General features: G+C 69.7%; 17 protein-coding genes. 10 read left to right on the top strand and 7 right to left on the bottom strand.

All coding sequences use genetic code 11. From position 1 onward, the window contains the following. Positions 1-14: 14 nt before the first annotated feature. From QTH87_RS13305 to QTH87_RS13330, 6 genes are all read right to left on the bottom strand, one after another. A complete protein-coding gene (locus QTH87_RS13305; RefSeq protein ID WP_286609596.1) occupies positions 15-854 on the bottom strand; it encodes an ATP-binding cassette domain-containing protein in 840 nt (279 codons plus the stop codon). After that, positions 851-1,687: an aliphatic sulfonate ABC transporter permease SsuC gene (ssuC, locus tag QTH87_RS13310; protein WP_286609597.1), complete on the bottom strand. Its 837-nt coding sequence runs from the start codon at positions 1,685-1,687 to the stop codon at positions 851-853. The genes QTH87_RS13305 and ssuC overlap by 4 nt, the downstream gene beginning before the upstream one ends. Before the next feature lie 9 nt (positions 1,688-1,696). Next, the gene (gene ssuD, locus QTH87_RS13315) at positions 1,697-2,866 is read right to left on the bottom strand and encodes an FMNH2-dependent alkanesulfonate monooxygenase (RefSeq protein WP_286609599.1); all 1,170 of its coding nucleotides are present in this window, start codon (positions 2,864-2,866) and stop codon (positions 1,697-1,699) included. An 8-nt stretch (positions 2,867-2,874) separates the two neighbouring features. Further along, a complete protein-coding gene (locus tag QTH87_RS13320) occupies positions 2,875-3,837 on the bottom strand; it encodes a sulfonate ABC transporter substrate-binding protein (protein ID WP_286609601.1) in 963 nt (320 codons plus the stop codon). Between the two features lie 106 nt (positions 3,838-3,943). Further along, a complete protein-coding gene (gene ssuE / locus QTH87_RS13325; protein WP_286609603.1) occupies positions 3,944-4,528 on the bottom strand; it encodes an NADPH-dependent FMN reductase in 585 nt (194 codons plus the stop codon). Positions 4,529-4,546: 18 nt separating this feature from the next. Further along, complete coding sequence (locus tag QTH87_RS13330) at positions 4,547-5,575, bottom strand: sulfate ABC transporter substrate-binding protein (protein ID WP_286609605.1); 1,029 nt, start codon at positions 5,573-5,575, stop codon at positions 4,547-4,549. Positions 5,576-5,706: 131 nt separating this feature from the next. On the opposite strand from QTH87_RS13330, the gene QTH87_RS13335 reads away from it, so the two are divergent. Both QTH87_RS13335 and mnmC read left to right on the top strand, forming a co-directional pair. Beyond that, entirely contained in the window at positions 5,707-5,982 is a 276-nt protein-coding gene (locus QTH87_RS13335; protein ID WP_286609606.1) for an oxidative damage protection protein, read from the top strand. 30 nt (positions 5,983-6,012) lie between these two features. Continuing rightward, positions 6,013-7,887, top strand: a complete 1,875-nt coding sequence (mnmC, locus tag QTH87_RS13340; protein ID WP_286609607.1) for a bifunctional tRNA (5-methylaminomethyl-2-thiouridine)(34)-methyltransferase MnmC2/FAD-dependent 5-carboxymethylaminomethyl-2-thiouridine(34) oxidoreductase MnmC1 — start codon at positions 6,013-6,015, stop codon at positions 7,885-7,887. Here mnmC and QTH87_RS13345 read toward each other — a convergent pair. Continuing rightward, the gene (locus QTH87_RS13345) at positions 7,863-11,099 is read right to left on the bottom strand and encodes a hypothetical protein (RefSeq protein ID WP_286609609.1); all 3,237 of its coding nucleotides are present in this window, start codon (positions 11,097-11,099) and stop codon (positions 7,863-7,865) included. The two genes, mnmC and QTH87_RS13345, sit on opposite strands and share 25 nt — an antisense overlap. Before the next feature lie 103 nt (positions 11,100-11,202). Here QTH87_RS13345 and QTH87_RS13350 point away from each other — a divergent pair, with 103 nt between their 5' ends. The 8 genes from QTH87_RS13350 to QTH87_RS13385 all read left to right on the top strand — a co-directional run bounded on the left by QTH87_RS13350 (position 11,203) and on the right by QTH87_RS13385 (position 20,108). Next, a complete protein-coding gene (locus tag QTH87_RS13350) occupies positions 11,203-12,132 on the top strand; it encodes a transglutaminase family protein (RefSeq protein WP_286609610.1) in 930 nt (309 codons plus the stop codon). Positions 12,133-12,247: 115 nt separating this feature from the next. After that, entirely contained in the window at positions 12,248-13,261 is a 1,014-nt protein-coding gene (locus tag QTH87_RS13355) for a patatin-like phospholipase family protein (protein WP_286609611.1), read from the top strand. 2 nt (positions 13,262-13,263) lie between these two features. Continuing rightward, the gene (locus tag QTH87_RS13360) at positions 13,264-14,718 is read left to right on the top strand and encodes a GntP family permease (RefSeq protein WP_286609613.1); all 1,455 of its coding nucleotides are present in this window, start codon (positions 13,264-13,266) and stop codon (positions 14,716-14,718) included. 231 nt (positions 14,719-14,949) lie between these two features. After that, on the top strand, positions 14,950-16,728 hold the full coding sequence (locus QTH87_RS13365) for a nitrite/sulfite reductase (RefSeq protein WP_286609615.1): 1,779 nt from the start codon (positions 14,950-14,952) through the stop codon (positions 16,726-16,728). Continuing rightward, entirely contained in the window at positions 16,725-17,117 is a 393-nt protein-coding gene (locus QTH87_RS13370; RefSeq protein WP_286609616.1) for a DUF934 domain-containing protein, read from the top strand. Before QTH87_RS13365 ends, QTH87_RS13370 begins: the two co-directional genes overlap by 4 nt. Positions 17,118-17,156: 39 nt before the next feature. After that, positions 17,157-17,777, top strand: a complete 621-nt coding sequence (locus QTH87_RS13375) for a phosphoadenosine phosphosulfate reductase domain-containing protein (RefSeq protein ID WP_286609618.1) — start codon at positions 17,157-17,159, stop codon at positions 17,775-17,777. Between the two features lie 46 nt (positions 17,778-17,823). Beyond that, a complete protein-coding gene (cysD, locus tag QTH87_RS13380) occupies positions 17,824-18,774 on the top strand; it encodes a sulfate adenylyltransferase subunit CysD (protein WP_286609619.1) in 951 nt (316 codons plus the stop codon). Then, a complete protein-coding gene (locus QTH87_RS13385; protein ID WP_286609621.1) occupies positions 18,774-20,108 on the top strand; it encodes a sulfate adenylyltransferase subunit 1 in 1,335 nt (444 codons plus the stop codon). The genes cysD and QTH87_RS13385 overlap by 1 nt, the downstream gene beginning before the upstream one ends. The last annotated feature ends 25 nt before the right edge of the window (positions 20,109-20,133 follow it).

Genomic DNA, 20,133 nt, shown 5'->3' on the forward strand with positions numbered 1-20,133 from the left:
GAAAAGGGGGTGGATCAGAGCGCCCAGCGCAGCAGATGTGCCGGGCCGTCGGTCCAGTGGGTGTCGTTGGCAGGCTCGATGTCGGAGTCGGGCTGGCCGGGCTTCTGCAGCACGCGGTCAAGGATGCGTTTCTCGATGGCCGCGAACGCCGCATCGCCCTGGGAGCGCGGCCGCGCGAGCGTGATGTGCTCGTCGAGCGCGATGCGGCCGTCCTCGATCAGGATCACGCGGTCGGCCAACGCCACCGCTTCCTGCACGTCATGCGTGACCAGCAGCGCGGTGAAGCGGTGCTGCTGCCAGAGGCTCTCGATCAGGCGGTGCATCTCGATGCGCGTCAGCGCATCCAGGGCGCCGAGCGGCTCGTCGAGCAGCAGCAGACGCGGCTGGTGCACCAGGGCGCGTGCCAGTGCAACCCGCTGGCGCTGTCCGCCCGAGAGTCGCGCCGGCCATTCGCCCGCGCGTTCCGCCAGGCCCACCTGGGCCAGCACTTCGGCGCCGCGCGCCCTGCCCGCCTCGGACAGGCCCAGCGCGACGTTGTCGAGCACGCGCCGCCAGGGCAGCAGGCGCGCCTCCTGGAACATGATCCGCGTGTCGTCGTGCAGGCCGTCGACCTGCCGGCCGTCGGTGCTGAGCGTGCCGGCGGTCGCCGGCTCGAGGCCCGCCACCAGCCGCAGCAGGGTGCTCTTGCCGCAGCCGCTGCGGCCGACGATGGCGATGAACTGCCCGGGCTCGATGTCGAGCTGCGTGTTGCGCAGCACCTCGCGATCGCCGTAGCTCTTCGACAAGCCCTGGATCTCGAGATGGACGCCCGCTGGCGATTCGGGACGCGGTGCGGGTTGAAGCACGGCACTCATTTGGAAGCTCCTCCATAGGCGGGATGCCAGCGCAGCCACCAGCGCTCGAGGCCGCGCGCCAGCAGGTCGGCCAGCTTGCCGAGCAGCGCGTACAGCAGGATGCCGACAAGCACGATGTCGGTCTGCAGGAATTCGCGTGCGTTCATCGTCAGGTAGCCGATGCCCGACTGCGCCGAGATGGTCTCGGCCACGATCAGGATCACCCACATCAGGCCGAGCGAGAAGCGCAGGCCCACGAGGATCGAGGACACCGCGCCCGGCAGGATCACTTCCTTGTAGAGCTGCCAGCGGGTGAGGCCATAGGTGCGCCCCATCTCGATCAGCTGCGGATCGACGTTGCGGATGCCGTGGAAGGTGTTGAGGTAGATCGGGAAGAACACCGACACCGAGATCAGGAACAGCTTGGCCGACTCGTCGATGCCGAACCACAGGATCACGAGCGGGATCAGCGCCAGTGCAGGGATGTTGCGCACCATCTGCAGCGTCGAGTCGAGCAGGGTCTCGAAGAACTTGACGGAGCCGGTCAGGAGGCCGAGCAGCAGCCCCAGGCCGCCGCCGATGGCCAGACCCGCGAGCGCCCGGCCGGCGCTGATCTTCACGTGGGTCCAGAGTTCGCCCGAAGCGGTGAGTTTCCACGCCGCCTTCACGACCTCGATCGGTGCCGGCAGCACGCGGGTGGAGAGCCAGCCCAGCGACGAGGCGATCTGCCAGAAGGCGATCAGCGCCACCGGCACCAGCCATGGCACGAGGCGGCGGCCGACGCCGAGCACGAAGGCCTTGGCGCCGCCGAGCGAAGGTGCCTGCAGCGGAAGGGCCTGTACTTGTTCGGTCATGGCGTGGCCTCAGCTTTGCGACTGCAGCCGCGAGGGCGCGTCGAGATTGGCGACCACTTCGCCGAACGGGCCGCTCAGCACCTGCCCCGGCAGCCCCGGGCGGTGCTTCCGCGGCAGCAGCGGGAACACCAGTTCGGCGAAGCGGTAGGACTCCTCGAGGTGCGGATAGCCCGATAGGATGAAGTTGTCGATGCCGAGCGCGGCGTACTCCTCGATGCGCGCCGCCACGGTCTTCGGATCGCCGACCAGTGCGGTGCCGGCACCGCCGCGCACCAGCCCGACGCCGGCCCACAGGTTGGGGCTGATCTCGAGCGCCTCGCGCGTGCGGCGGGTGCCGCCTGCATGCAGCGCGGCCATGCGGCGCTGGCCTTCGGAATCCATGCGCGCGAAGGCGGCCTGCGCCCGCGCCACGGTCTCGTCGTCGACCCGGCTGATGAGCGATTCGGCCGCACGCCAGGCCTCGTCCTCGGTCTCGCGCACGATCACGTGCAGGCGGATGCCGAACTTCACGCTGCGGCCGTGGCTGGCCGCGCGCTCGCGGACGTCGGCGATCTTCTTCGCCACCTCGGCCGGCGGCTCGCCCCAGGTCAGGTAGGCATCGACCTGTTCGGCCGCGAGGTCGTGCGCCGCGGCCGACGAGCCGCCGAACCAGACCGGCGGGTACGGCTGCTGCACCGGCGGAAACAGCAGCTTGGCGCCCTTCACGCTCAGGTGCCTGCCTTCGTAGTCCAGGGCCTGGCCGTCGTGGCTGCGCGCGATGATCTCGCGCCAGATGCGGATGAACTCGGCCGACTGCTCGTAGCGTGCCGCATGGTCGAGGTAGACGCCGTCGCCCTCGAGCTCGGCCTGGTCGCCGCCCGTGACCAGGTTCACCAGCAGGCGGCCGCCTGACAGGCGATCGAAGGTCGCGGCCATGCGCGCGGCCAGGCTCGGCTGGTGCAGCCCGGGGCGTACCGCGACCAGGAACTTGAGCCGCCGGGTGGCACCGATCAGGCTCGAGGCGATGACCCACGGGTCTTCGCAGGAGCGCCCGGTCGGGATCAGCACGCCTTCGTAGCCGAGCGAGTCGGCGGCACCGGCGATCTGCTGCAGGTATTCGAGGTCGACCTTGCGCGCGCCCTCGGTGGTGCCGAGGTAGCGGCTGTCGCCGTGGGTGGGGAGGAACCAGAAGACTTGCATGGGAAACTTCAGACGGCTGCCTCGAGCAGGTTGATCTTCCTGGGGATCAGCCCGAGCGAGAGGAAGGTGTCGGCGATCTGCTGCTGCTCGCCGAGGATCGCCTTGGTGATCGGCCCGGTGCCGAACTGGCTGCGCGACACCGACAGCTCGACCACCGGTTGCGGCAGGCCCCACAGCGCAGCCAGCTCGGCCGCGAAGGCGCCGCGGTTGGCCTGGCCCCACTGATCGACGCGGTCGATTTCCTCGATGAGGATCTTGATGACGTCGGCGTTCTTCGCCGCATAGTCGAGCGACGAGAAGTAGAAGGCGCGGTTGCCCACCACGCCGGTGGCATCCGCGAGCACGCGGGCGTCGAGCGTCTTCTGCGCTGCGGCGAGGAACGGGTCCCAGATCACCCAGGCGTCGATCGAGCCCTTTTCGAAGGCGGCGCGCGCATCGGAGGGCGGCAGGAAAACGACGTTGACGTCGCTGTACGAGAGGCCGTTTTTCTCGAGCAGCTTGACCAGGAAGTAATGGACGTTGCTGCCCTTGTTGAGCGCGACCTTCTTGCCCTTCAGGTCCTTGACCGACTGGATCGCGGAGGTCTTCGGCACCAGCACCGCCTCGGACTGCGGCCGCGGAACGGTGGCCGCCACGTAGGCCAGCGGCGCACCGGCGGCCTGCGCGAAGATCGGCGGCGCCTCGCCGACGTCGCCGAAGTCGATCGAGCCGACGTTGAGCGCCTCGAGCTGCACCGGTCCGGCGGTGAACTCGGTCCACTTGACCGTGACGCCCAGGGGGGCCAGCCGCTTCTCGAGCGTGCCGCGGCCCTTGAGCAGGCTCAGCGTGCCCTTCTGGTTGCCGATGCGCAGCGTGCGCGCCGGTGCCTGGGGCTGGGCCAGCGCCGAGAGCGATGGTAGCGCCAGGGCCGCGGCGGCGCCCTGGATCAGCCGTCGACGGCCGGATGCATGAACGGTGAGAACGGGTCGCATTGGGTTTCTTTCAGGCAAGGGTTGCCCCGCGCCGCTCGGCGGCGATTTCGTTTCGGGACCGGGATGAAAAATCGGAAGCGGCGACCGGGCGCCGCCGGCGGAGGCGTCAGACGCTACATCGCACCTGGGCGAAATCGACCGGTTCGAAGCCCCAGGTCGGCGGCAGCCGGAGCCCTTCGCTGGCCAGCGTCTCGACCGCATCGTCGAGCCGCTGGGCCAGATCGGCCTGCAGCTGGTAGGCGCCCTCGGGCTGCAGCGTGACCTGGCCGTCGGTGGCGTAGACGCCGGGCAGGATATGACGCGCCGCCAGCGACTGCAGCACCGGCCGCAGCGCGTAGTCGAGCGCCAGCATGTGGTGCGGACTGCCGCCGGTGGCCAGCGGCAGCACGGTCTTGCCCTTGAGCGCCGACTGCGGCAGCAGGTCGAGAAAGACCTTGAGCACGCCGCTGTAGGCCGCCTTGTAGACCGGCGTCGCGATCACGATCACGTCGGCACGCCGCAGCTGCTCGACCGCGTGCTGCACCGACGGATGCGAAGCCTCGCCGAGCAGCAGCGCATGGGCCGCCAGCTCGCGGATCGCGAGCCGCTCGACCGGCACTTCGCGCAGGGCCAGGCGGGCGGCGACCGCATCGAGCAGCACCGCCGAACGCGAGGGCGCCGAGGGACTGCCGGCAATCAGGAGAACGGACATCGGGAGCCGGCTCGCGCTTTACTTCTGCTTGGCCAGGTAGATCTGGTCGAAGGTGCCGCCGTCGGCGAAGTGCACCTTGTCGGCCTTGCCCCAGCCGCCGAACGCGTCGTCGATCGTGAACAGCGTGAGCTTGGGGAACTGGTTCGCGTACTTGGCCTTGGCCTTGTCCGAGGTCGGACGGTAGTAGTTGCGGCCCGCCACGTCCTGGCCCTCGTCCGAGTACAGGTACTTGAGGTATTCCTCGGCCACGGCGCGCGTGCCCTTCTTGTCGACCACCTTGTCGACCACCGCCACCGAGGGCTCGGCCAGGATGCTGATCGACGGCGCCACGATGTCGAACTTGTCGGCACCGAACTCCTTCTGCGCGAGGTAGGCCTCGTTTTCCCAGGCCAGCAGGACGTCGCCGACGCCGCGCTGCACGAAGGTGATGGTCGAGCCGCGGGCGCCCGTGTCGAGCACCGGCACGTTCTTGTAGAGGTTGCCGACGAATTCCTTCGCCTTGTCGTCGCTGCCGTACTTGCGCTTGGCGAATTCCCAGGCCGCGAGGTAGTTCCAGCGCGCGCCGCCCGAGGTCTTGGGGTTGGGCGTGATCACCTGCACGCCGGCCTTGGTGAGGTCGTCCCAGTCCTTGATGCCCTTGGGATTGCCCTTCTTCACGAGGAAGACGATGGTCGAGGTGTAGGGCGCCGAGTTGTGCGGCAGGCGCTTCTGCCAATCCGCCTTGAGCAGGCCGCCGTTGGTGACCAGCGCGTCGACGTCGCCCGCCAGTGCCAGCGTCGCGACATCGGCGTCGAGGCCGTCGATGATCGAGCGCGCCTGCTTGCCCGAGCCGCCGTGCGACTGCTTGATCGTCACGTCCTGGCCGGTCTTGCCCTTCCAGTAGGCGGCGAAGGCCTTGTTGTAGTCCACGTAGAGCTCGCGCGTCGGGTCGTAGGAAACATTGAGCAGGGTCACGCCCTGCGCAAACGACGGCACAGCCGTCAGGGCGATGCCGGCCGTGAAGGCGGCAGCGAGGGAAAGCTTGATAAAGTCGCGGCGGAGGCGCATGGTCTTGTGCTCGTAAAAGGCATGAAGCTGAAGCCACGTATTCTGAATACGGCATATGGAATCGCGAACGACCGAGTTCTCAGTTCCAAATAACCAAATCAACTAAGACAACCCACATAAGGCAGGCATCTATGGCACGCATGGTCCAGTGCATCAAGCTCGGCAAGGAAGCCGAAGGGCTCGACTTCCCCCCCTATCCGGGCGAACTCGGCAAGCGACTGTGGGAAAGCGTGAGCAAGGAAGCCTGGGCCGCGTGGCTCAAGCAGCAGACGATGCTGGTCAACGAGAACCGGCTCAACCTTGCCGATGCGCGGGCTCGCCAGTACCTCGCGCGGCAGATGGAAAAGCACTTCTTCGGCGACGGCGCCGACGCGGTGCAGGGCTACGTGCCGCCGCCCGCGGCCTGAACGACCACATCGCAGATTTCCGCGCGGCCCATGGCTGAGCCCGTCGAATGGCGCGCCGACGGCATTCCGCGCAGCGCGCGCTTCGACGACATCTACCACACCGAAAGCGGCGCCGCCGCCCAGGCCCGCCATGTGTTCCTCGGCGGCTGCGGCCTGCCGGCAGCCTGGGCTTGCGCACCGCAATGGCGGATTCTCGAAACCGGCTTCGGTTTCGGCCTCAATTTCCTGACTGTCTGGCGCGCCTGGCGCGATGACCCGCAGCGCGCGCGGCTGCTGCACTTCGTGTCGATCGAGGCGCACCCGGTGTCGCGCGAGGACCTGCTTCGGGCCGCCCTCGCCTACCCCGAGCTGCGGCCGCTGGCCGAGGTCCTGGCCGCGCAATGGCATGGGCTCCTGCCGGGCTTCCATCGGCTCGCGTTCGATGAGGGCCGGGTGCTGCTCACGCTGTGCATCGGCGATGTGCAGGCCATGCTGCGCGCACAGCGCTTCGAGGCCGACAGCCTGTTCCTCGACGGCTTCAGCCCGCAGCGCAACCCCGCCATGTGGTCGCCGGACACGCTCAAGGCCCTGTCGCGCTTCGCGCGCCGCGGCACGCGCCTGGCGACCTGGACCATCGCGCGCGCCGTCTGCGACGCGCTGGCGCAGAACGGCTTTGCGCTCGTCAAGGCGCGGGGCTTGCCACCCAAGCGCGACTGCCTGCAGGGAGAGTTCGCACCGGCCTGGGAACCGCGCCGGCGCGCGCCCGAGCCGCAGAAGGTGTCGCCCGGGCGCTGCGTCGTGATCGGCGCCGGCCTGGCGGGTGCCGCGGTGGCGTCCAGCCTGGCGCGCCGAGGCTGGCAGGTGGAAGTGCTGGATGGCGCCGACCGGCCCGCGGCCGGTGCCTCCAGCCTGCCGGCCGGGCTGCTGGCGCCGCACGTCTCGCCCGACGACGCCCTGCTCTCGCGGCTCACGCGGGCCGGCGTTCGCGCGACCTGGCAGCAGCTCGAACAGCAGCTCGTGGAGGGCCGCGACTGGCGCGCCAGCGGCGTGCTCGAGCGCCGCGCCGAGGGCGACGACCGGCTGCCGGCCCACTGGTGCGCGGATGGCGCCAACGAAAGCTGGCATGCCGATGCGGCCCGGCTGCACGCCGCCGGACTGCCACCGGATGCGCGCGCACTCTGGCATGCGCGAGCCGGCTGGGTGGTGCCGGCGCGGCTGATCGAATCGTGGCTCGCGCAGCCCGGGATCACCGTGCGCCTCGGTGCGCGGGTGGCTCGGATCGAGCGCGGCGAGGCCGGCACGGCCTCGTGCTGGACCGTGCGCGATGCCGCCGGCCGACCGTTGGCCGAGGCCGACCGGGTCGTGGTCGCGGCCGGCTTCGAGAGCGGTGCCCTGGCGTCCGGCATGCCGCTGCAGCCGGTTCGCGGACAGGTCGACGGCGGCGAGATCGACGCCGCCATGCAGTTGCCGGAGGCACCCGTGAACGGCGACGGCCACCTGATCGCGGGCGTGCCGGGCCCGCAAGGGCCGATGTGGTTCGCGGGTGCGACCTTCGACCGCGACAGCATCGACATGCAACCCCGCGCCGCCGATACCGACTTCAATCGCGAGCGCCTGGCTCGCCTGCTGCCGCTCGCGGCGGCACAGGTCAGCGCCCAGTTCGAGGCCGGGCATACGACGCCCTGGACCGGCGTGCGCTGCGCCTCGGCCGACCGGCGCCCGCTGGTCGGACCGCTGGCCCCCGACGACCCCGAAGGCATCTGGCTGTGCACCGCGCTGGGCTCGCGCGGCCTGAGCTTCGCGGCCCTGTGCGCCGAACTGCTGGCGGCCCGCTGGCACGGCGAGCCGCTGCCGCTGCCTGCCAGGCTGGCGCAGGCCCTCGCCACCGAGCGTGTCGTCGCTCAGAGGTTGGCCAGCGCCATGTAGTCGAGCAGCGTCGATCCGCCCAGGGTCGCGAAGGGCAGCAGGATGGCCTTGAGCAGCGGTTGCTGCCAGAAAGGCGCGAACGCGCCTTCGTTCAAGGCCTCCACCCGCCCATGCAGCAGCCTGAGCTGCTCGGCCGTGGGATCGTCGGCCGCGGCCAGCGGATCGCGCTGCGGCGGCGCCGCGCTGGCGCGCATCAGCGCATCGCGGATCAGCTCGAGCGCATTGCGGCGCGAGGCCTCGGCCGCGAGCCGCAGCGCGAGCGCGCAGCCGACCGCGATCGCAGCGCCCGCCGCCGCCAGCACGATGGTGCTGGTCGGCATGAACCAGTCGTCGAAGGCGGCACTGCGCGACAGCAGCAGCAGCGACAGCACGATGAAGGGGTAGTAGATCAGTCGCGTCACGCAGCGCGTGCGCATGGCGACGAACTGCAGGTCGATCCAGCTGTCGAGAAATGCCTTCGGCACGCCGAGCTGCGACTGGAAGGCCTGCATGGTCGAAGGCGGCCAGTTGGCAGGCTGCTGGCGCAAGCCGGCGACGAAGCCCACGCACAGGGTGGTGGCGTCGACCACGAAGAACTCGAGGTAGTACATCGCGATCACCGCGGGCACCAGCAGCAGCGTGTGAAGCCGACGCGACAGCTCGCCGCGATGCGGCACGAAGAGATCCTCGCCGAGCGCCTGCAGCAGCAGGTAGCTGAAGCCGAACATCACGAGCACGTAGGCACTGCTGCGCACCATGCGCGCCGAGATCCGGTTCTGCACGATGTGACGCTTCCAGAAATCGAGCGCGGCGGCCGGCATGCCGTGGCCTCCCTGGGTGGCACGGCCGGTGCGCGGCACGAAGGCGAGCGAGAACATGCAGGCGAGACGCTCCCACCACGGGAGCGCGCGGTCGACCGCGCGCTGCTCCGCGACCAGTTCGCGCCGCGTGCGGCCGAGCCGGAAGCGGCGGCTGATGTCGTCGAGGTTGCGGTCCAGCATGGTCCAGCAGCGCGACAGCAGATACAGGCACAGCAGCAGCGTGAACAGCCGGATGCCCTCGGTCGGCCACAGGCTGATGCCCTCGAAGGCGACCAGCGGCTTGCCGTCGCGCGTGAGCCAGTCGGCGAAGTCCTTCCATTGCGTTGCCATGCCGTACGGCAGCGCCACCTGCAGCAGCAGCAGCGCCACCGCCAGCGCGCCCCAGCGCAGCAGGCGCACGGACGGCTGGGGCGAACCGGTGAGAAAGCGCGCCAGGCCCGCGCGCCCGGCGCGATTGAAGAGCAGTGCCGGCGCCCACAGCGCGGCCACCGCGAGGCTCATCAGCAGCACGAGCAACGGCCGGCGCGGTTCGGGATAGCGCGGCGAGCCGCCCGGATGGATGCGTTCGCAGGCGACCCAGTCGCGCTCGACGCAGGGCCGGTCGTCGGGCTCGCTGAAGTCGAAGGCCGCGGTGCGGCCGATCTCGAAGATGCGCGGGCGCTCGAACCATTTGCGGACCTCGGCCTGCGAGATGCCGCCCTGCACCAGGTCGTCGGCGGCGCCGCCCGGCGCGCTGGCGCCCGCCCGCTGCGCATCGTCCATCGCGAGCCGGGTGGCAAAAAATGCCGAGGTCTGGTAGCTGTCGCGGAACGGCGGCGCGCCGCCCTGCAGGCGCGACACGAGGCCGAGCCCGAAGTTCGAGGCCACCAGCAGGTTGCGGGTCCAGGCCTGCTCGCGCGGATGCAGGAAGCGGGCATCGAGATCGGTGGTGAAGAAGATCGCGTTCGGAAATTCCGGCTGCAGGGCCTGCAGCACCAGCAGCTTGTCGTGCACGTCGTTGCCGAGCACGCCGATGGCGCGCAGGCCCAGGCCGTCGGAGCTGGTCTTGCGCACGCGCGCATCCTGCACGTGCATCTGCACCGCCAGCCGGCGCAGGTAGTCGAACTGGCTCTGGCCCTCGGCGCGCTCGACGAAGGTGCCGTCCTTGCGGCGCGTGGCGGCGTCCTTGTCGGACGGCGCCTTGGTGCCGTCGCCCTGCCCGGCTGCGGCATCGCCACCGCCGCTCGCGGGCAGCTGGCCGTCGAGGCCGCGCACGTAGTTGAAGCGCTCCACGCAGAAGCCGTTGCGCTCCTTCGTCGGCATGAAGGCGCGCCGCAGGCTGCGGCTGTAGAGCGTGTCCCACTCGGCCACCACCGCGATGTGGCTCGGCGCCGTGCCCTCGCGCGCGGTGCGGGGGCGGCAGACGGCCACGTAGCCGCCCGCGCTCTCGCCATTCGCATCGGGCTCGAGCGGGTGGGCCACGAGCCCGCGCTTCACCAGCTCGCGCGCCATGGCGTCGACCAGCCCGGCGTCGTCGCCGATGGTGCGCACCAGGGAAACGCCCTTGTCGGCCAGGTAGGAGGACACGGTGACGCCGACGCCGTCGGCGCGATGGTCGAGCAGGGTCCGGTCGGGGACGGTCGCATATTGCGAGTAGTAGCTGACCCGCATCGCGGCCGCCGCGGCGCGCTGGTGCTCGGGCTCGGAGACCTCCTCGATCATCGCCTTGAGACCGTCCGAGCCCCAGGGGCCGAGCACGCGCCAGCGCACCCGAGCCGGCTCGAAGGGTGCGGTCAGCGCCTTCATGCGCTGCAGCGGGCGCTCGGCGAAGGCCTCGCTCTGCAGCCACAGCACGAGCACCTTCGGGCGCGGCCTGTCGCCCGCGCGCGCGCGCATGTCGGCCGCGGGCTCGAACCACTCGTAGGGCACGACCTCCTGCTGGCGCTCGGCCGGGCCGGGGCCGGGGCGCGGCAGGAAGTAGCCCAGGTGCTCGTTGTCGAGCGGTGCATAGCCGCTCGCGTTGAGCCCCGCCAGCACCGCGTAGCGCGTGCGCCGGCGGCTCTCGACGTTCTCGGCATAGGGGCCGCTGCCGAGCATCACGGCAAGGATCTCGACGCTGCCCTTGCGCTGCCGGATCGCACCCGCCAGGTTCTCGGCCGTGCGCTCCAGGTCGGCGGTGGCGAGCTCGGCGGCGGGCTTCTTCTTCGCCGCCTCGGCGCGGCCCTTGGCGATGGCGCCGAAGGGGTCCTGCCACAGCCGTGCATCGATGTCCTGCAGCGAGAAATGCTGCTCGATGCGCTGGTCGCCCGCCGGTGGCCGGTTCGCCTCGAGCGGGATGTCGCGCACGAAGAAGGCGCCCGTGGCCAGCAGCAGTACTGCGATCAGGCCGTTGGCGGGCAGGCCGCCGGTGATGGATCTGGCCTCCTTGTCCATGGCTGTCCTCCCTGCATCGCGTGCGGAACGCTCCCATTTCACGATGCGGAGCCGGCGCGCGCATCCTCCATCGAGGCGAGCCCGTGCCCGGCCACAATCGGGCATGCCCATCGTCTACGACATCACCCACACCACCGTCTACCGCTACAAGACGCCGGTCAGCTTCGGGCTGCACCGCGTGATGTTCCGTCCGCGCGACAGCCACGACCTGCGCGTGCTGGCAACCGACCTGCAGGTGAGTCCCGAAGCCCACGTGCGGATGATCCAGGACCCGCACTCCAACTCGGTCGCGCTGGTGCAGCCGATGGGCGAGGCGACCGAGCTGCGCATCGTCTGCTCGTTCACGATCGAGCACGTGCCGACGCCGCCCGACGAACTGGCGCTGGACCCCTCGGCCGAGGTGCTGCCCTTCGCCTATTCGCTGGAGGAGAGGCTGGACCTCGAGCACTACCTGCGGCCCCATCACGACGACCCCGACGGCACGCTGATCCGCTGGGCCCACCAGTTCCTGCACACCGACCAGCCCAACAGCACGCGCGAGGTGCTCACGCGCATGAATGCGCACATCGGCCAGAGCCTGCGCTATGCCGCGCGCGACGAGGAAGGCACGCAGACGCCGCTGCAGACGCTCACGCTGGGCAGCGGCAGCTGCCGCGACTACGCGCTGCTCATGATGGAGGCGGCGCGCCGGCTCGGCATCGCCACGCGCTTCGTCTCGGGCTACCTCTACGATGCCGCGCTCGACACCGGCGAGGCCGAGGGCGGCGACGGCGCTGCAGCCGCTGCAGCCGAGCCCGGCCAGCCGGTCACGGGTTCGGGCAGCACCCACGCCTGGCTGCACGCCTACCTGCCCGGAGCCGGCTGGGTGGCCTTCGATCCCACCAACAACCTGATGTCGAGCACCCAGCTGATCCGGGTCGGCGTCGCGCGCGACCCCGCGCTGGCCGCGCCGATCTCGGGCAGCTGGTTCGGCGAGGCGGGCGCCTACGAGGGGCTGGAGGCCAGCGTGGCCGTGCGGCGCGTCTCGGGCTAGGCCTGTGGCACGCAGCTTGCGTGAAGCTGACAGATGCGCTTGTTCTTACCGCTTCAGACGCGTCACCTGTTCGATATAGGATGAAACCCTAAGTCCCGGAATCCAGGAGTCAGCCTTGAAAGTCGTTCCCATTGACCTCGCGCTTCAGGGAGGCGGCTCGCACGGCGCCTTCACATGGGGCGTCCTCGATCGCGTGCTCGAGGAACCCTCGGTGCGCATCGACGGCATCTCGGGCACCTCGGCCGGCGCGATGAACGCGGCAGCGCTGGTGTCGGGCTACGCGGCCGGCGGCGCCGAGGGCGCGCGCAAGTCGCTCGACGACTTCTGGCGCGGCGTCTCCGAGGCCGCCAGGTACAGCCCCTTCAAGCGGGCCTGGGTCGACATGATGACCGGCACCTGGAGCCTCGAGAACTCGCCGGCCTACATGGCGGCCGACCTCATGACGCGCCTGTGGTCGCCCTACGACCTCAATCCGCGCGGCATGAATCCGCTGCGCGGCATCCTGTCGGACCTGATCGATTTCGAGCGCCTCGCGGACTCGCCGATCAAGCTCTTCGTCACGGCCACCAACGTGCGCACCGGCCGTGGCCGCGTGTTCCGCAATGCCGAGATGACGCCCGACGTGCTGCTCGCCTCGGCCTGCCTGCCCACCATGTTCCATGCGGTCGAGATCGACGGCGATCCCTACTGGGACGGCGGCTATGCGGGCAATCCCACGATGACGCCGCTGATCCGCGAATGCCAGTCGAGCGACACCTTCCTGGTCCAGATCAATCCGATCGAGCGTCCCGGCCTTCCGCGCACGGCCAGCGAGATCGCCAACCGGCTCAACGAGCTGTCCTTCAATTCGCCGCTGCTCAAGGAGCTGCGCATGATCGCCCTGCTGCGCAAGGTGGCCGACCCGGGCCACGGCGAAGGCGCCGCCTGGGCCCGCATGCGCATCCATCGCATCGCCACCGACGCCATGCTGGATCTCGCCGCCTCGTCGAAGATGATTTCCGAGTGGCCCTTCCTGTGCAAGCTGCGCGACGAGGGCCGTCGCTCGGCCCAGGCCTTCATCGATGCCCACAAGGGCGACATCGGCAAGCGATCGACGCTCGACCTCGACGCCCTGCTCGAAGGGGTCTGAGCATGGGACTCGCCGGCATCTTCCTCGGCCTCGGCCTTCTCATCTGGCTCTCGTACCGTGGCTGGAGCGTGCTGGTGCTGGCGCCGATCGCAGCGCTGATCGCGGCGCTGTTCGCGGGCGAGCCGCTGCTGGCCCACTGGACCCAGACCTTCATGGGCTCGGCCGCCGGCTTCCTGGCCAGCTTCTTCCCGCTGTTCCTGCTCGGTGCGGTATTCGGCAAGCTGATGGACGACAGCGGCTCGGTGCAGACCATCGCGGCCTTCATGACCGAGAAGCTGGGCGCCAAGCGCGCGATGCTCGCGGTGGTGCTGGCTGGCGCGCTCGTCACCTACGGCGGCGTGAGCCTGTTCGTCGCCTTCTTCGTGCTCGCACCGATGGCGCAGGCGCTGTTTCGCGCCGCCAACATCCCGGCGCGCCTGATGCCGGCCGCGATCGCGCTCGGCACCTCGACCTTCACGATGTCCGCGCTGCCGGGAACGCCCGCCATCCAGAATGCGATCCCGATGCCCTTCTTCGGCACCACCGCCTTCGCGGCGCCCGGCCTGGGGCTGATCGCCTCGGCCATCATGCTGGGCTTCGGCATGTGGTGGCTGCAACGCGCCGAGGCCCGTGCACGTGCCGCCGGCGAAAGCTACGGCGTGGCGAGCGCCAACGCCTACGTCGAGGCCGCCGAAGACCCGGTGGTGCGCGAGCGCGCGACCACCGCGAGCACCTTCGACCCGGCCGAGATCGAGCACGGCGAGCATGGCGGCGGCACGCCCGGCATCGTCGTGGCGCTGGCGCCGCTGGTGGTGGTGGTGCTGGTGAACCTGCTGATGGCGCTGGTCGTGCTGCCCCGCATGGACACCGAATACCTGGCCGAGCCGCGCTTCGGCGGCATCACGCTGGCCAGCGTGGGCGGCGTCTGGGCCGTGCTGGTGGCGCTGGCCGCCGCGATGCTGGTGCTGGTGGCGCTGAACTGGAAGCGGCTGCCTTCGCTGCGGGCCACGGTCGATGCCGGCGCCAATGCGTCGGTGCTGCCGGTGGTCGGGGTGGCGAGCCTGGTCGGCTTCGGCGCCGTCGTGGCCGCCCTGCCGGCCTTCGAGCTGGTGCGCGAATGGGTGCTCGGCATCGAGGGTGGCCCGCTGGTGTCGCTGGCGCTGTCGACCAACATCCTGGCCGCGCTCACGGGCTCGGCCTCGGGCGGCCTCACGATCGCGCTCGATGCGCTGGGCGGCACCTTCATGGAACTGGCGGCCACCACCGGCCTCGACCCGGCCCTGATGCACCGCGTGGCGGTGATCGGCGCCGGCACGCTCGACAGCCTGCCGCACAACGGCGCGGTCGTGACCCTGCTCGCGGTCTGCGGCACCAAGCACCGCGAGAGCTACTTCGACATCGTGATGGTCGGCATCGTGGGCGCGCTGATCGCGCTGGTCGCGGTGATCGTGCTCGGCACCGCGTTCGGCTCGTTCTGACCTGCGGGCACCGTGCGGCGCCCGGCGCCCTTTCCTAGAATCGAGCGCCTTGCGCCGATTTCTCCCTTATCCGGAAATGCCTGTCGAACGCCCGCAAACCCGCATGGGGACTGGCGAATAAGCTTATCCGCATAAGGCGCGAATCAAAAAATAGTTTGTTTCCATAAGGCTCGCTTCTACATTCCACCCTCGTTTCGATGGGTGGACGCGCCTTTCTGCAACTGACACACGATGTACCAATACACAGATTTCGATCGCCAGTTCGTGCACCTGCGCGCGGCCCAGTTCCGCGACCAGCTCGAGCGCTGGCAGAGCGGCAAGCTCGCCGAGGACGAATTCCGCCCGCTGCGGCTGCAGAACGGCTGGTATGTCCAGCGTTACGCGCCGATGCTGCGCGTGGCCGTGCCCTACGGCGAACTGTCGAGCCGCCAGCTGCGCGTGCTCGCGAAGATCGCACGCGAGTACGACGAGCCCGAGGCCGAGGTCTACAAGACGGCCCTGGCCACCCAGGGCAAGCTGGGCACCCAGAAGCTGCCGACCCACTACGCCCACTTCACGACGCGCCAGAACGTCCAGTACAACTGGATTCCGCTGGCGAAGTCGGCCGACGTCATGGACCTGCTGGCCTCGGTCGACATGCACGGCATCCAGACCAGCGGCAACTGCATCCGCAACATCACGAGCGACGAACGCGCCGGCATCGCCGACGACGAGATCGCCGACCCGCGGCCCTTCGCGGAAATCATGCGGCAGTGGAGCACGCTGCACCCCGAATTCGCCTTCCTGCCGCGCAAGTTCAAGATCGCGATTACGGGCGCCACCGAGGACCGTGCCGCCACCGGCTGGCACGACGTCGGCCTGCACCTCATCAGGAACGAGGCCGGCGAACTGGGCTTCAGGGTCCAGGTGGGCGGCGGCATGGGCCGCACGCCGATCATCGGCACCGTGCTGCGCGAGTTCCTGCCCTGGAACCAGATCATGAATTACCTCGAGGCGGTGATCCGGGTCTACAACCGCTACGGCCGGCGCGACAACATCTACAAGGCCCGCATCAAGATCCTGGTCAAGGCCGAGGGCCAGCGCTATATCGACGACGTCGAGGCCGAATACAAGCAGGTCATCGAGCACGACGGCGCGCCGCACACCATCACGCAGGCCGAGCTCGACCGCGTGAGCGCCTCCTTCGTGCCGCCGACGCTCGCCACGCGCGTGTTCCGCAGCGCCGAGGAAACCGATGCCGATCTGCGCGCCCAGGCCACCGACGACGTGATGTTCGCGCGCTGGCTGGCGCGCAACGTGGCGGCGCACCAGAATCCCGCGCTGCGCGCGGTCACGCTGTCGTTCAAGCGCCGCCTGCAGGCGCCCGGCGACGCCTCGGCCGACCAGCTCGACATCGCTGCCTCGCTGGCCGACCGATTCAGCGCCGGCGAGGTGCGCGTCACGCACGACCAGAACCTGCTGCTGCCCTGGGTGCACGCCGAGGACCTGCATGCGCTGTGGCTCAACGCGCGCGAGGCCGGCTTCGCGAGCGCCAACGTGCACCTGCTGACCGACATGATCGCCTGCCCCGGCGGCGACTTCTGCGCGCTGGCCAATGCGCGCTCGATCCCGATCGCCGAAGCCATCACCGAGCGCTACCAGGACCTCGACGAGCTCGACGACCTCGGCGAGATCGACCTCCACATCAGCGGCTGCATCAACTCCTGCGGCCACCACCACAGCGGCCACATCGGCATCCTGGGCGTCGACAAGGACGGCAAGGAGTGGTACCAGGTCACGCTCGGCGGCTCCGACGGCTCGCTGCTCAGCGGTGCGCCGCAGGCCGGCAAGGCGGTCGGTCCGTCGTTCTCGGCGGCCGAGGTGCCCGACGTGATCGAGGCCGTGCTCACCACCTACCGCGACACGCGCCAGGCCGGCGAGACCTTCATCGACGCCCTGCGGCGGGTCGGCCCCGAACCCTTCAAGGCCGCCGCCAACGGCGCCCGCTTCAAGGTCGAGGTGTCGGCATGAACAAGACCCTGACGCTGGTCGCGGCCGAGGACCACATCGACAACGGCGAGCCGACCGTGCTGCAGCTGCCCAACGATGCCGATCCGCTGGCGATCGAGGTCTGCCTCGACGACATCGAGCGCATCGACCTCGACTTCCCGAAATTCACCGATGGCCGCGCCTACAGCCAGGCCTTCCTGCTGCGCCGCCGGCTCGGCTTCAAGGGCGACATCCGCGCCACCGGCGACGTGCTGATCGACCAGCTGGTGCAGATGCAGCGCACGGGTTTCTCGAGCGCGGTGCTGAAGGAAGGCGTGGACGCTTCCGCGGCGCAGCGCCAGTTCGACCGCTTCGCCGCGTTCTACCAGGGCGATGCGGTGCAGGCCACGCCGATCTTCAAGCGCGCCTGAGCGAATCGCCGACGAGCCGCCCCACCGGAACACCGCCCCATGAGCATCGATCTCGCACACGTCAACGCCACGCTCGGCCGCAACGCCGAGGGCCTCGTGGACTGGGCCGTCGGCCTGGGCCGGCCGGCGATCGTCACCACCAACTTCAGGCCCTTCGAGGCGGTGATCCTTCACATGGTCACGCGCGCGAATCCCCAGGTGCCGGTGGTCTGGATGGACAACGGCTACAACACCGAGGCCACCTACCGCTTCGCCGACGAGGTGACGAAGCTGCTGAAGCTGGACCTGCGCATCTTCGTGCCGCGGCGCTCGCGCGCCCATCGCGAAGCGGTCGAGGGCCCGACACCGGCGCTCGACGATCCGCGCCACGCTGCCTTCACCGAGGAGGTCAAGCTCGAGCCCTTCGCGCGTGCCCTGCGCAAGACGGCGCCGCAGGTCTGGTTCACCGCGCTGCGCGCCACCGACACCGCGGTGCGCGCGCAGATGGACCCGGTCAGCGTCAACCCCGACGGCCTGATCAAGGTCGCGCCGCTGCTGCACTGGTCCTCGAAGGACCTGCACGACTACTGCCAGGCCCACGGCCTGCCGAACAACTTCGACTACGTCGATCCGACCAAGGGCGAGGACAACCGCGAATGCGGCCTGCATCTCTCGCACTGACCACGTCTTCCGCCGCATTCCGAACATTTCCTGAGCGCCCCATTCCATGAACGCCCGCACCGAACCCGAGCTTCTGCATACCGCACAGTCGCTCGCGCGCCTGTCCAATACCCAGCTCGATGCGCTCGAGGAAGAGACCATCTTCATCCTGCGCGAGGTCGCGGCCTCGTTCGAGCGGCCGACGCTGCTGTTCTCGGGCGGCAAGGATTCGCTGGTGCTGCTCAAGTGCGCCGAGAAGGCGTTCGGCATCGGGCGCATTCCGTATCCGCTGCTGATGATCGACACCGGCCACAACTTTCCCGAGGTGACGGCCTTTCGCGATGCCCGCGCCGCCGAGCTCGGTGCCGAGCTGATCGTGCGCAACGTCGAGGATTCGATGAAGCGCGGCACGGTGCGCCTGGCGCACCCGGGCGAATCGCGCAACGTGCACCAGTCGGTCACGCTGCTCGAGGCGATCGAGGAATTCCGCTTCGACGCGCTGATCGGCGGCGCCCGCCGCGACGAGGAGAAGGCGCGCGCCAAGGAGCGCATCTTCTCGCACCGTGACAGCTTCGGCCAATGGCAGCCCAAGGACCAGCGCCCCGAGCTGTGGACGCTGTTCAACACGCGCCTCGCACCGGGCGAGCACTTTCGCGTGTTCCCGATCTCGAACTGGACCGAGCTCGACGTCTGGCAGTACATCGAGCGCGAGAACATCGCGCTGCCCTCGATCTACTACACGCACAAGCGCGAGGTGATCGAGCGCCGCGGCCTGCTGGTGCCGGTGACCGAACTCACGCCGCCGCGCGACGGCGAACAGGTCGAACTGCGCGACGTGCGCTTTCGCACCGTCGGCGACATCACCTGCACCTGCCCGGTGGAAAGCCTCGCGGCCGATGCGGGCGACGTCGTGATCGAGACGCTGGCCGCCGACGTCAGCGAGCGCGGCGCCACGCGCATGGACGACAAGACCTCCGAGGCGTCCATGGAAAAGAGAAAGAAAGACGGTTATTTCTGATGACGACCACGACTTCCCCGGCAGCATCCGGCCAGCAGGCCGAAACCGGCGCCGCGCTGCGCTTCATCACCTGCGGCAGCGTCGACGACGGCAAGAGCACGCTGATCGGGCGCCTGCTGGTCGACAGCAAGACCGTGCTGCAGGACCAGCTGGCCGGCGTGCAGCGCGGCGGCGAGACCGACCTGGCGCTGCTCACCGACGGCCTCTCGGCCGAACGCGAGCAGGGCATCACGATCGACGTCGCCTACCGCTATTTCTCGACCGCCAGCCGCAAGTTCGTGATCGGCGATGCGCCGGGCCACGAACAGTACACGCGCAACATGGTCACGGCTGCCTCGAGCGCCGACGCGGCCGTGGTGCTGGTCGACGCCACCAAGCTGGCCTGGGCCGGCGAGGTCGGCGATGGCGAGGTGGTGCAGCGTGCGCTGCTGCCGCAGACCCGCCGCCACACGCTGCTGTGCCACCTGCTGCGCGTGCAGTCGATCGTCTTCGCGGTCAACAAGCTCGACGCCATGGACGACGCCGAGCTGGCCTTCGAACGCATCTCGGGCGCGCTGGCCGACTTTGCCGAAGCCGCCGGCGTGCAGGTCGCGGCCACGGTGCCGATCTCGGCGCTCAAGGGCTGGAACGTGGCCTCGCGGCATCCGGCCTGGGCCGGCTATTCGGGCCCCAGCCTGCTCGAGCTGCTCGAAGGGCTGCCGGTCACGGCGCAGGACGAGGCCGTGCCCTTCGCCTTCCCGGTGCAGTGGGTCGAGAAGTTCTCGGCCTCGGCCGACACCTCGCGCGGCCGGCGCGTCTTCTGGGGCCGGGTGGCGAGCGGCCACGTCGAGCCGGGCCAGCGCATCTCGGTGCTGCCGGGCAACCAGCACGCCACCGTGGCCCAGGTGCTGAGCCACACGCGCGCCCCCAAGGCGGTGCATGCGGGCCACAGCGCGGGCATCGTGCTCGACCGCGAACTCGACGTCTCGCGCGGCGACTGGCTGCTGGCGCCCGACGCCTTCGAGCCGGTGCGCGAGATCACGGCCACGGTCGCCTGGCTCGACGACGAGCCGCTGGTGGCCGGCCGCGTGTACTGGGCGCTGCAGGGCCATCGCTGGGTCAAGGCCAAGGTGGCGCGCATCGTCGACCGGGTCAACATCACGACGCTCGAGGCCGAGCCGACCGACCAACTCGAGGCCAATGCCATCGGCGACGTGATGCTGGCCCTGCAGCAGCCGCTGGCCGTGCTGCCCTTCGCGCAGTCGCGCGCGCTGGGCTCGCTGATCCTGGTCGATACGGCCTCCCACCGGACCGCTGCTGCCGTGCTCGTGCGGCCTGCGGCCGCAAAGCTTTAAAATTCGGGGTTTTCCCGATCTTTTC

It is taken from the genome of Variovorax jilinensis (assembly GCF_030316885.1).
In the GTDB taxonomy this organism is placed as follows: Bacteria; Pseudomonadota; Gammaproteobacteria; order Burkholderiales; family Burkholderiaceae_C; genus Variovorax; species Variovorax jilinensis.